The sequence below is a fragment of the Eubacterium sp. AM05-23 genome (assembly GCF_003477535.1).
GTDB classification, from domain to species: domain Bacteria; phylum Bacillota; class Clostridia; order Eubacteriales; family Eubacteriaceae; genus Eubacterium; species Eubacterium maltosivorans.
In genome coordinates this window covers 280,112-292,742 of sequence record NZ_QUDF01000007.1, presented here as the reverse complement: position 1 = coordinate 292,742, position 12,631 = coordinate 280,112, and the positions used below count along the sequence as shown (strand labels likewise).

The following is a 12,631-nucleotide window of genomic DNA, read 5'->3' as shown; positions in this document are numbered from 1 at the left end:
GATGATTTTTTGAAGTGTTCATCCCACTTGCGTTTTTTATCCTTTGCTGATTTCCATCAGCTGGAATTTCAGGTTTTATGGTACTATTCTCTTTTCTATGACCCGAACCTCTTTATCTATATTTAATGAAGAGATTCATCTGCCGTCGTTGACAGCTTATATATGATACAACATCTTGCGAGTTGTTGTCAAGCGCTTTTTAACTTTTTTCAAAATCTTTTTTAAAGATTTTTATTCAAAATCAGCCACGCCTTATCGCTGACGACTTGACATAGTTTATCAGCTTTTTTATGAACTGTCAATAGCTTATTTGAAATTTTTTATAAAAAAAGCGAAATCCGTGAAGATTTCGCTTCTTAATGGCTTATTCAGGCTTATTCAGCCAGCTTTGTTTCTTTGATTTCCATGCCTAACACCTTTGATACTGACTTGTAGACAATAAATGTAATGAGCGCATTGACACCTGTTTTTATTAAATTAAATGGTATAATGACTGGAATGAGCATTGCTATAACTGCTTCGATCGGCGTTCCCATAAACAGCGGTGTGAAAATCAGATTCCAGATAACCATTGTGATCGTCATTGCCAAGGCTCCAAAGAACAATCCAACAACCGCACCCTTCCGTGTACGATGCTTCTTATAAATATTGCCAGCCACCAGAACAAAGCTTCCCGTCGCGAAGAAATGCATCATAATGCCAATAATGCCGCTGGCTGAGCTTACTGTCAGTCCCTGTAAAATAGAAACAACGGCAGTTAAAACCAGGCCACCTAACGGCCCAAACATAAATGTACCAATCAAAATGGGGATATCCGCCGGATCATACTCTAAAAAGGGAGCTGCCGGGAAAATTGGAAAGTGAATTAAGTAGACCAATAGTATGGACATCGCTGCCAATACCGCCATTTGGGTGATCGTCTTCGTTTTGACGTTCATGATGATACCTCCTGTGGGTCTGTCAGGTTGCATTAAAAAAGCCCTTAGGTCTGTGTACCTAAGGGCTCAATACTAAGCGCATCAACTGTGCTAATTTCTTTCATCCGGACTATACCGTTGGTTCTGGATTCTAACCAGATCGGCCTTTCGGCTCGTAGACTTGTTGCTTTAACGCACATCACTACCAGTGAGGAATTACACCTCGCCCTGAAACAGACATATCATTTAATTTTCTGTATACATTATAGCGCCATTCACCTATATTGTCAAGCTACTTGAACAATTTATTGCTATGAAAACATGTTTTTTCTGAATAATATTATTGCTACCAAAGCGGTCAGTATCACAACGATGATCACAACTGCTCCAAAATTAGCAAACGGCAGGCCTGAAACATTCATTCCGTAAAAGCTTGAAACCATTGTTGGTATTGCCATCAATATAGTAATAGAGGTAAGAACCTTCATTACAATATTCAAGTTATTTGAAATGATTGACGCAAAGGCATCCATCGTGCCACTTAAAATATTACTGTAAATGTTGGACATCTCGATGGCCTGCTCTACTTCAATAAGAACATCCTCTAACAGCTCACGGTCATCTTCATAAAGCTTAATGACTCGTCCTCTCTGAAGCTTTTCAAGTACAGACTGGTTCGCTTTTAAAGAAGTGGAGAAAAATACCAGACTCTTTTCCAGATCCAATAGCTGAATAAGCTCTTTATTTTTCATTGAACGGTGCAGTTCCTTCTCGATTTCGGTACTCATACGATTAATATGTCTCAGGTAAACCAGGAATCGGGTTGCAACACGGTAAAGCATCTGAAAAATAAACCGGGTTTTCAAATTTGTAAAGACGTGCTTCACTCTGCCTTTTGCAAAATCGTCAATAATGGTATTGCTTTGCAGGCAGACTGTTATGATGTTCTCATGGGTTTCGATAATCCCAACTGGTATAGTGCTGTATAAAACCATCTGCGAAGTTTTATCCACTATGGGTACGTCGATGGTTATTAAAGCCTGATTCATATCTTCATCAAGCTCGACACGTGAGATTTCTTCTTCATCCAGTGCGGCACGAAGAAAATCTTCTTCTACATTTAATTGATCTGAAATTGACAAAAGCTCTTCCTCTGTGGGATTTACCATGTTAATCCAGGCATGCTTTTCAATTTCATCAATTTCTACAATTTTTCCATCAATCGTTTTGTAAATATTGATCATTTTGACCTCCTTCGTTAGAAAGCGGCCAAAATATGTATTGATATTATGACCGCTTGATTATTCAATTTTAATAAGCGCTTCTCTCCAGGGTCCGCGTCCATAATATCACTCCTTTTTATATCTTCAGGGTTTATCGCAAAGAAAAAACCTCCATATAAAGCATGAAGGTACTCTTTAGGATTGTGCTCTCTACCTACTATACGTGTTTGGGAGAATAATGTCAATCTTTTTTTATTTTTACTATCATTAAACTTGTGTTAAAATAAAGTAGAGTTGGGTAGAAATCTTCTGGAGGTGACACATATTTTGAAAGTAAAGAGAAAGCTCCCCCTTTTAATGATTCTGTTAGTGGTGATACCGCTTTTAATATTATCTTCCATTATAAGCATTTATATGTCAAGAAGTTCTTTGGAAATGCGAAAGCAAGCCCTGTCGGATGTTTCTGAATCCATCGCCAACTATCTGGAAGAGTTTTACAAAACACAAATGGATGATCTGGCGTTCACAGCGCAGATCCCTGCTTTCGCCCAGAGTTTGAATAACCCTTCAGATCCTGAGCTCCTGGAGCCGGCGCAGCAGCTCCTAAACATCAGTACCAAAACCAACAGCGTTGTCAATCGTAATTCAATCATCGACCTGACCGGGAATGTTATTGCTTCATCGGACCCTAACTATCAAGGGACAAACGTAAGGGATTCTAACATGTTCAAGACATTGATTGAACAAAACAAGGATTCTTACAACGAAGTTGTGGACACGCCATCGAATGGCAACAAATGCCTTTCATTGGCGATAAAAATTTATGATGCTTCTCAAAGACCCATCGGGATTTTAAACCGCAATGTCAGTATTGGGAGTATTAACCAGCAGATCAGCCAACGCAAGGTGGGTGACAGCGGCTATGTCTATATTCTGGACTCCAAGGCAAAGCAGCTTTCTACGATTATGGAAGAAGGTCTCTCCTCTGAGGACAGCCAGAAAAACGCCCTTAACAATGACGCAGACCTGAAGAAGTTCATCTCCGATGTTGAAAACAACCGCTTAAAGAGCAACACAGGATTTTTCACCTATAACTATGATGGCACTCCTGTTATTGCCAATTACGAAAAGATTCCTACCTCAGGCTGGGTTGTCGTTGTCTGCATGACACAAACGGAAGTGTTTAAAGAAGCCAATACCCTACAGACCATGCTGCTGCTCACAACGCTGACAATCACGCTGGTCGCTCTGTTTATTGGCGTTCAGCTTGCAAAAACCATTACGAACCCTCTTACCTATCTGAATGAAAAGATTAAGCAAATTCAGCATGAAAACTTTTCTGTACGCTGTGAAATTCCAGGGGACGATGAATTCCATGAGTTAGCCGACAATATTAATCAGATGACTGAAACTCTTGAAATCAGCAAGCATGAGCTGGTAAAAACCAATGAGCTTTTAAAGAAATCGGCCTATATTGACGGACTGACCAACATTCCGAACCGCAAATCGATTTATCACACAATGGATACACTTTTTAGAAAATACAATAATCAGGCTCTTTTTCTTTTTGACCTCAATGGTTTTAAAACCATTAACGATACCTTTGGACATCATATGGGCGACGCCGCGCTCAATGCTGTCGCCAAGATTTTAAAGGGCATTGCCAGCGATAATGTTTTCCCAGCCCGTCTGGGCGGTGATGAATTTCTGGTATTTATCAATAACTATTCGAATCCAAAGGACGTTGTGGATTTAGCGGAAAGCATTCTCCGCAATATTGAAAATATTAAAAATCTGAGGGAACACCCTGTCAACCTCTCTGCCAGTTTGGGGATCACCTTTCTCAAGGACGATACTATCAACCGAAGCCAATGGATACGTCAGGCAGACGAGGCCATGTATGACGCCAAGCATGATGAGACCTCCGCTTATGCCATCTATGAAAAAGAATCTGATTTGTTTCATGAAGATTGAGACGAATTACCCAAAAAGATCCTTAAAAATCGCCTTGAATGCGATTTTTAAGGATCTTTGTCGTTTTCCAGTCATTCTTAAAACAAAAATTTTTATTTTTACTTTTTTCTTCTTTTTTGTTTAAATCAAAATTTTGCCGGGTAAGTAATTAACCGTAAACCAAAAGAACATTTTTTAGGAGGTGTTTCTCACATGAATAAACCAAGTTCGCAAAGCACTGGACCTAAAAAGACCTTAACCTTGTTTGGCTTCTTTGCCATCACTGCTTCAATGGTTATGACGGTCTATGAATATCCAACCTTTGCATCATCTGGTTTCCAACTTGTATTTTTCTTATTACTTGGTGGATTTTTATGGTTCATTCCTGTTGCTCTCTGCGCCGCTGAAATGGCGACGGTCGACGGCTGGCAGGACGGTGGTATTTTTGCCTGGGTCGGAAATACACTTGGTGAACGATGGGGTTTTGCCGCAATCTTTTTTCAATGGTTCCAAATAACCGTCGGTTTTGTCACCATGATTTATTTCATCCTCGGCGCATTTTCGTATGTGTTTGACTTCCCTGCACTCAGCAGTAATCCAACCATACAGTTTATTGGCGTGTTAGTCGTCTTCTGGGCTTTGACCTTCTCTCAGCTCGGCGGGACCAAGTACACCGCGATTATTTCTAAAGTCGGCCTGATTGTCGGGATCATTATTCCGGCCATTATTCTCTTCGGTCTGGCGATTGCTTATTTTACAACCGGCGGTCCGCTGAATGTCGAAATCAGCGCAAAAGCATTTATTCCTGATTTTTCTAAGATCAATACGCTGGTAATTTTCGCTTCTTTCGTTCTGGCCTTTATGGGTGTTGAAGCCTCCGCTTCACATGTCAATGAGCTCCAAAATGCCAACAAGAACTATCCGTTGGCCATGTTTATGCTGGTTATTATGGCCATTATATTAAACACCATCGGTGGTATGGCTGTTGCAGCTTCTGTTCCGGCAAGCGAATTAAGCATGAACTCCGGTGTTGTCCAAGCCTTCGCCGCTTTGATGAATCATGTTAATCCACATCTTGGATGGCTGGTCAAAATTATTGCCTGCATGATCGCTGTCGGTGTTATGGGCGAAGTAAGCGCCTGGGTCGTCGGCCCCTCAAGAGGGCTCTACACAACCGCACAAAAGGGTATCTTACCTGGTGTTTTCAAAAAAGTCAACAAACACAATGTTCCCGTCCCACTGATTATGGTACAAGGTGCCATCGTTACAATCTGGGCAGCAGTGCTGACCTTTGGCGGCGGCGGTGCAAACATTTCATTCTTAACTGCAATCTCACTGACCGTTGTGCTTTATCTGGTTGGTTATATTCTCTTCTTTATCGGCTACTTCGTTCTGGTCTACAAACACAAAGATCTTAAACGTGCTTACCAGGTACCTGGCGGCACAGTCGGTAAAACCATTCTGGCAGGCATCGGCTTGATTATGTCTGTTGCTACATTTATTATTTCTTTCTTCCCACCATCTCAGCTTGCAGCGACAAACGATGGAAAATATGAAACGGTTCTGATGATCAGCTTCATCTTGGCTGTTATTGTTCCATTCATCATTTACGCATTGCATGATAAGAAGGGTAAGAAGATTAAAGAACCACAGCATGTTACCATGGCAGACCGTCCAGGCCACTTCAATTTTATCAGCTTGAGAGGCCGTGGTGAACATCATATTAATCCTGATCCCGAAGATTACATGAATCAGGATACGGCGCCCGTTGCAGATCCGGCTCAGGAGGCCGCAGCCGCAGCGCAAACCGATCACACAAACAAACCGGACAAGCTGTCCACTAAAAAATAACTTATTTCACGCTGTGTCGTCAATTATCATTGGCTTGACATAAATAAATTTAATTCAAACATTTTAGGAGGTAATCAAAATGTTATATTCAAAAGATGATCAGGACAAATTAAAGGACCGTTACTTAACCCCAATTTTTGGTACAGAAGCAAGTGATGAACCCTTACCAAAATACAAACTTCGCAAGGATCCTGTTGAACCGGAAGTTGCATATCGCTTAATTAAAGATGACTTACTTGACGAAGGAAGTGCCAGGCTGAACCTTTCTACTTTCTGCCAGACCTACATGGAACCAGAAGCTACAAAGATCATGGCTGAAACCCTTGAAAAAAATGCGATTGATAAATCTGAATACCCTCAGACAACTGAACTTGAAAACCGTTGTGTCAATATGATCGCTGATCTGTGGCATGCACCGGATGATGAAAAATTCTTAGGCACCTCTACCGTAGGTTCTTCCGAAGCTTGTATGCTCGGTGGTATGGCGATGAAATTCAGATGGCGCAATAACGCGATTAAGCAAGGCTTAGATGTAAAAGCCAAAAAACCAAACTTGGTTATCTCCTCTGGTTATCAGGTATGCTGGGAAAAATTTTGTGTGTACTGGGACATTGAAATGCGTCTCGTACCACTGGATGAACAGCATATGAGTATGAACATGGATACTGTTATGGACTTTGTTGATGAATACACCATTGGTATCGTCGGTATCATGGGTATTACCTACACTGGTAAATTTGACGATATCAAGGCTCTGGATGCTTTAGTCGAAGACTACAACCAGAAAAACCCTAAATTCCCAATCTACATCCATGTCGATGGTGCTTCCGGCGGCATGTTTGCACCATTTATTGAACCAGACCTGGAATGGGATTTCCGCCTCAAAAATGTTGTTTCCATCAATACTTCCGGCCATAAATACGGCTTGGTATACCCTGGTATTGGCTGGGTATTATGGAGAGATGAAAAATGGTTACCGAAGGAACTGATCTTCAGCGTCAGCTACTTAGGCGGCAGCCTGCCGACAATGGCCATTAACTTCTCACGTTCCGCAAGCCAGATCATTGGACAGTATTACAACTTCTTACGATACGGCTATGAAGGCTACAAGAAAATTCATGAAAGAACCAGAGATGTTGCCATGTATATCTCTAAGGAACTGGAAAAAACCGGTTTGTTTGAAATCTACAATGATGGCTCCAACTTACCAATCGTCTGCTGGAAGATGAAAAAAGACGCGAATAAAGAATGGAACTTATATGACCTTGCTGACCGTATCCGTATGAAGGGCTGGCAGGTACCGGCTTATCCACTGCCGGAAAACTTACAGGACGATATTATCCAGAGAGTCGTTGTCCGTGCTGACTTAAGCGAACAGCTTGGCGTTCTGCTCATGGAAGACATGAACCGCGCGATCAAGGAACTGGACGAAGCACACATTCTTCCACACGGCGGCGACCAGGTTAACAACAAGGGTGTATATGGTTTTACCCATTAATAAGAACATCAAAATCTGTTGATGTTTTTCTCTCCTAACCAATAGCGCAGAAGTGTCTCCTATCCACTTCTGTAATCCACAGCAACCCGTATCGTAACGATACGGGTTGTTTTTTAATAGCTTTCTGCATTGTTGTTCATGCGCTGTTATGGTATAGTTAGTAGCAGACGCAGCGGCTCAGCCCTACGCCATTTTACAGCATCAAAGGAGTAAGATCATGATACAGGACATTGAACCTTACCGGCTGGCAAATGAATACGAACCAGCCCCGCCGGAAGGGGATGCTTATATTTTATGGTATAAGGATGATTACATCCTTCTCAGGCACAGCAGTGAGGCCATTTCCTTTCCCCGCTTTTCGGATATTTCACCGGACATGGCCGGGCGCTATGCCTATCTTTTTTCTGTCGGCGAAGATACCTTCTACCTTTCAGAAGCGCCTGAAGCCGCTTTTAACGAGGATTTTTACCTTGAAAACATGCAGACTCTGCGCCGCACACGCCCGCGTTACCTCACCTATGCCGGGCTGGTGGGCTACCAGCTGTATAACTGGTATCGAAACCGCCGTTTCTGCGGCCGCTGCGGCAAACCCATGAAGCCCGCCGCCAACGAGCGCATGCTCTACTGTCCGGAATGCGGCAATCTGGAATACCCCAAAATTTCTCCTGCGGTCATCGTCGCGGTGACCGACGGCGACCGCATCCTCATGTCCAAATACGCCGGGCGGGCTTTTAAAAAATACGCACTGCTCGCCGGCTTTGCCGAGATCGGCGAGACCATTGAGGAAACCGTCAAACGCGAAGTCATGGAGGAGGTCGGCCTTAGGGTGAAGAACCTCCGTTATTACAAAAGCCAGCCATGGCCCTTTTCAGATTCTCTTCTTTTCGGCTTTTTTGCAGACCTGGATGGTGACGACACCATCACCTTGGATGAAAATGAATTGGCTGTTGCCGAATGGTTTACGCGTGACGCAATGCCGGTCGAGGCTGATGGCTTCAGCCTCACCAATGAAATGATGATCCAGTTTAAAAACGGCCTTTACTAGAGCCTCGGCCCATCATCATAAAAAACCAACCCGTATCGCAGCGATACGGGTTGGTTTTTGTTTACACCAGAAACCGGATGTGCTCCGGATTTTTACTTCTTAGAAACTCAAAGGCCTGATTGATGGTGTTCTGGATCATATCTCCGTCCAGATCCATCAGTCTGAAAAGTGTTTTTACAAAATAAAAACACATCTGGTCTTTTCCAAATTCAATCTCACGTTCATAGTAATTGATGAACAGTTCTTTACGGGAACCAAACTCAGCCATTGCAATAACATCCAGGTCCTCGTCTGTATAGGATTTGTTTAAAAAATCAAGGCACGAGCGGTTAAGCGTTTTTGTGATGGACAGGCGTCCGCCATTATCCACGTTTTTAACCAGCACCTCGTAATACAGCAAAGTATTGTGGGGGTCGGATAGAATCGCATTGTAATACAGCACCAGTGTAAAGCAATACTTGGTGTAAAGGTTCAAGTCCTTTTCTGACGCTTCAGAAACATAATCATAGAGCGCCATAAAAAAGGTATTGTAAATATCAGAAATCATATCATCTTTTTTCTTAAAGTAATATGTGATTGTTCCCAGCTTTACATTAGCGTAATCCGCTATATCCTGGATACCTGTTTTATTATAGCCATTTTCATAAAAAAGCTGCTTGGCTGCATTAATAATGTTCTGTTTGGTGAGCGTCCCTTTTTTTGATTTAGCTACCATTAACAGTTCCTTTCTCTTTAATTTGGGGTGGAGTTTACTGTAAAAATTATTTATTCACTATTAAAATTGGATAATGACTTTATTATACTATATTTCACCAAAAAGTCTATCAAAAAATATAAAAGTCTTTATTTTACGAGACTTTTTCATGTTTTTATTATAAGATACCTATTCCAAGGTCGATTAAAATCTAATCCAACTAAGACTCCAAGAAAAAACGGTATCTCCCAAAGGAAATACCGTTTTATTGATCTGCTTTATTTCATGAGCAGTTCATCGCTCTCCAAAAGATTGGCATGGGGTTCCCTGTCAAAGGCTTCCCGTACCTTTTCAACGTCATCCTCATCAATTTTAAAAATAATGATGGCGTTAGAGGTGTTCTGCGGCAGGAAGGAATAAGCATATTCGATATTAATGCCGCATTCTGTCAGCAGCTCGACCATATCGCTCATTCCGCCTGGACGGTCTGGAATCTCAACCGCCATAACATTTGTTTCATTCGCCATAATATGCGCTTCTCTAAGTGCGGCCAACCCTTTATCCGTATTCTGTAAAATCAGGCGGACAACGCCGTAATCGGCGGTTTCCGCTATGGTTAAGGAACGGATATTTACATCTTCTGCCTTTAATACCTTGAGCATTTCGCTCAGGCGGCCTTCTCTGTTTTGTATAAATACAGATACCTGTCTGATCATATTCTACCTCCTGTGTCTCTGTTCTTCTTTTCAAACAACGTCCATATTGACATCTGCATAGGTGGCCATATCACGGTTCATGGCAACTGCGGCATCCAACAGATAAAAGGCCAGCGCAGCCCCACTGCCTTCGCCCAAGCGCATATCCATATGTAAAAACGGTGCGAACTTCAATAACTCCGAACCAAATTTTGCGCCTTTTTCATCAGAAGCGTGTGAACAGATCAGATAATCCTTGACCTCTGGTTTCAGAGCAATAGCGATGGCTGCGGATGCAGTCGAAATATAGCCGTCGACCACAACCGGCACATGATTGGCTGCGCCTGCGAGCATGACGCCTGTCATGGCCGCGATTTCCAGGCCGCCGACCTTTGATAAGATATCGACAGGGTCGTTTTTGTCCGGTTGGTTTAAAGCGATGGCGTCGCGGATAACCTGTGCTTTGTTCTTTGTCAGGTCTTCTGAAAGGTTAGCGCCGACACCGGTAATTTTCTCTGGATCAACATCGCCTAAAACAGCAAAAATCGCGGTGCTTGGAGTTGTGTTTCCAATGCCCATTTCGCCTGTTCCCAGGACCTTATAGCCTTTTTCGATGGCTTCATTAGCGGCCTCAATACCAATTTCCAGCGCCTTAACCGCTTCTTCACGGGTCATTGCGGGTTCCTTGCGCATGTTGGCAGTGCCGCGGCGGATTTTCTTATCCACAGCATCACAGTCTGCCGGAAGGTCTGGAATCATGCCGACATCATAGACAAAAACATCGGCACCCGCCAGGCGGCTGAGCACGCCGACGCCTGTTCTGTAAGCCGCGATCATCGGGGTCATCAGTTCTGTAAACACCTGCGGAGCGGCCGACACACCTTCGTCACACACGCCATGGTCGCCTGCAAAGCAGAGTACTGCCTTTTTCTCAATATCCGGGATTACTTCTCCGGTAATGGCAGAGAGCTGTTCAGCAATATTTTCCAGCACACCCAGACTTCCCACTGGTTTTAAAAGAATGTCGATGCGTTCTCTTGACTTCTTTTTGGCCGTTTCATCAATTTTCTGGATTTTATCCAAGGTTTCCTGTAATAAACTCATTTTATTTCCCTCTCAAGTTAATTTCTTTTTCTACTATAATATTATAGCATTACCGCTTGTGCGATAAAAGATGATTTCATGCAAATTCGGGTTAAATTTCGACATCGCCTCTGAGATCAATGGCATCGCAGACCTCACGCATCCCAAAGATAACTTCCTCAATGACATCTCCCAAATCCATCTCCAGGCGTTCGCAGCCCTTTTTAATGATCTCGCGGTCTACACCAGCGGCAAATCCTTTGCTCTTAAATTTCTTTTTAACGGACTTGGTCTCCAGATCCAGCACGCTTTTAGATGGCCGCATAATGGCGGTAGCATTGACCAGACCCGTCAGCTCATCAATGGTGTAGAGAACTTTCTCCATCTGGGACTGGGGCTCAATATCCACACAGATTCCATAACCATGGCTGGCCACTGCACGGATGATTTCAGGGTCGATGTCGCGCTCCTGCATAATTTCCTGAACCTTTACACAGTGCTGATCCGGATACTTTTCATAATCCAGGTCATGCAGGAGTCCAACGATTCCCCATTTTTCTTCGTCCTCACCGTATTTACGGGCGAAATGACGCATAACACCTTCCACAGCCAAGCCATGCTTTACCAGAGCATCGCTCTCATTGTATTCCTTCAGAAGCTCCAGGGCTTCATCGCGGGTTAAAGATTTTGACATTTTCTGCCTCCTGTTATTTAAAATATTTATTTTGGACGTCATATACCGGCATTTCGTGACCGGTCCACAGTTTAAAGGCATCTGCTCCCTGCCAGAGCAGCATACCCAGGCCTCCAACCGTCTTACAGCCCTGTTCCTCAGCCATTTTTAAAAGCTTTGTTTTTCTCGGGTTGTAAACAATGTCTGATACCACAAGACCAGGGCGCAGCAGGCCTTTGTCCTCAATCACCGACTGGCCAGGATTTGGCTCCATGCCAATCTGGGTAGCATTGGTAAATAAGGCGGCGTCCTCTAGCGCTCTGCTAAGCTGGGCTGTATCGGCAATACTGTAGGCCGAGGCCGCACAGTCTGTATGACTGTTGATATCATCAGCAATTTTAACTGCCTTATCCAGACTTCGGTTGAAGATCACAATTTCTGCCACACCGTCCAGCGCCGCCTGTATGGCAATGGCCCGGGCCGCGCCGCCGGCTCCGGCGAGCACCATCTTTTTATGGATAACATCCACATCATATTCACGCAGCATCCGCATATAGCCACTGCCGTCGGTTGTATAGCCTTTTAAAACGCCCTCGTCGTTGACGACAGTGTTTACAGCCTCCATGAGCTGTGAAGCCGGCGAGAGCTCATCGACCAGCTCACACATTTTTGTCTTATTTGGCATGGTCAGGTTCCAGCCCCTTGCTTTTAGAAGCTTCAGCCCCTTTACAGCTTCTGCCAGCTGCGTCTCGCCAGCCTCAAAGGCAAGGTAGGCATAATCCAGCCCCAAAAGTGAAAAGGCCATATTGTGCATTGCCGGCGACACGCTGTGGGCCACAGGGCTTCCCAGCAGACAAATCAATTGTGTTGTTCCTGTAATCTCTATCATCACGCTTATTCCTCACTTTTATAAAATCGTTATTGCTATTATAGCACAAATTTTCTAAACAGGATGGACTATATAAAGTTCAAAGGGTATCGCGGCGATACTCTTTGAAT

At 43.5% G+C, this 12,631-nt stretch carries 11 protein-coding genes and 1 riboswitch; of the genes, 4 read left to right on the top strand and 7 right to left on the bottom strand.

Going from position 1 to position 12,631, the window contains the following annotated elements:
• Nucleotides 1-374: 374 nt before the first annotated feature.
• Together DW091_RS12205 and DW091_RS12200 are read right to left on the bottom strand one after the other, a co-directional pair.
• Nucleotides 375-938, bottom strand: a complete 564-nt coding sequence (locus DW091_RS12205; RefSeq protein WP_058695596.1) for an ECF transporter S component — start codon at nt 936-938, stop codon at nt 375-377.
• Between the two features lie 88 nt (nt 939-1,026).
• A riboswitch (FMN riboswitch) is annotated at nt 1,027-1,157 on the bottom strand.
• A 71-nt stretch (nt 1,158-1,228) separates the two neighbouring features.
• Nucleotides 1,229-2,161: a magnesium transporter CorA family protein gene (locus tag DW091_RS12200; protein ID WP_058695597.1), complete on the bottom strand. Its 933-nt coding sequence runs from the start codon at nt 2,159-2,161 to the stop codon at nt 1,229-1,231.
• 414 nt (nt 2,162-2,575) lie between these two features.
• Here DW091_RS12200 and DW091_RS12195 point away from each other — a divergent pair, with 414 nt between their 5' ends.
• The 4 genes from DW091_RS12195 to nudC all read left to right on the top strand — a co-directional run bounded on the left by DW091_RS12195 (nt 2,576) and on the right by nudC (nt 8,487).
• A complete protein-coding gene (locus tag DW091_RS12195; RefSeq protein WP_158577887.1) occupies nt 2,576-4,114 on the top strand; it encodes a GGDEF domain-containing protein in 1,539 nt (512 codons plus the stop codon).
• 192 nt (nt 4,115-4,306) lie between these two features.
• A complete protein-coding gene (gene gadC / locus DW091_RS12190) occupies nt 4,307-5,944 on the top strand; it encodes a glutamate:gamma-aminobutyrate antiporter (RefSeq protein ID WP_118518255.1) in 1,638 nt (545 codons plus the stop codon).
• A gap of 79 nt (nt 5,945-6,023) precedes the next feature.
• Nucleotides 6,024-7,442, top strand: a complete 1,419-nt coding sequence (locus DW091_RS12185; protein ID WP_058695600.1) for a glutamate decarboxylase — start codon at nt 6,024-6,026, stop codon at nt 7,440-7,442.
• A 217-nt stretch (nt 7,443-7,659) separates the two neighbouring features.
• The gene (nudC, locus tag DW091_RS12180; protein WP_118518254.1) at nt 7,660-8,487 is read left to right on the top strand and encodes an NAD(+) diphosphatase; all 828 of its coding nucleotides are present in this window, start codon (nt 7,660-7,662) and stop codon (nt 8,485-8,487) included.
• A gap of 61 nt (nt 8,488-8,548) precedes the next feature.
• Here nudC and DW091_RS12175 read toward each other — a convergent pair whose 3' ends face one another.
• The 5 genes from DW091_RS12175 to DW091_RS12155 form a co-directional block, all read right to left on the bottom strand.
• Nucleotides 8,549-9,202: a TetR/AcrR family transcriptional regulator gene (locus DW091_RS12175; protein WP_058695602.1), complete on the bottom strand. Its 654-nt coding sequence runs from the start codon at nt 9,200-9,202 to the stop codon at nt 8,549-8,551.
• Nucleotides 9,203-9,459: 257 nt separating this feature from the next.
• Entirely contained in the window at nt 9,460-9,897 is a 438-nt protein-coding gene (locus tag DW091_RS12170; RefSeq protein WP_058695603.1) for an ACT domain-containing protein, read from the bottom strand.
• A gap of 30 nt (nt 9,898-9,927) precedes the next feature.
• The gene (gene cobT / locus DW091_RS12165; protein ID WP_118518253.1) at nt 9,928-10,980 is read right to left on the bottom strand and encodes a nicotinate-nucleotide--dimethylbenzimidazole phosphoribosyltransferase; all 1,053 of its coding nucleotides are present in this window, start codon (nt 10,978-10,980) and stop codon (nt 9,928-9,930) included.
• A 91-nt stretch (nt 10,981-11,071) separates the two neighbouring features.
• Complete coding sequence (locus DW091_RS12160; protein ID WP_118518252.1) at nt 11,072-11,653, bottom strand: HDIG domain-containing metalloprotein; 582 nt, start codon at nt 11,651-11,653, stop codon at nt 11,072-11,074.
• 13 nt (nt 11,654-11,666) lie between these two features.
• Nucleotides 11,667-12,521 (bottom strand): shikimate dehydrogenase, encoded by an 855-nt coding sequence (locus DW091_RS12155; RefSeq protein WP_074618238.1) that lies wholly within the window; start codon nt 12,519-12,521, stop codon nt 11,667-11,669.
• Nucleotides 12,522-12,631 lie beyond the last annotated feature (110 nt).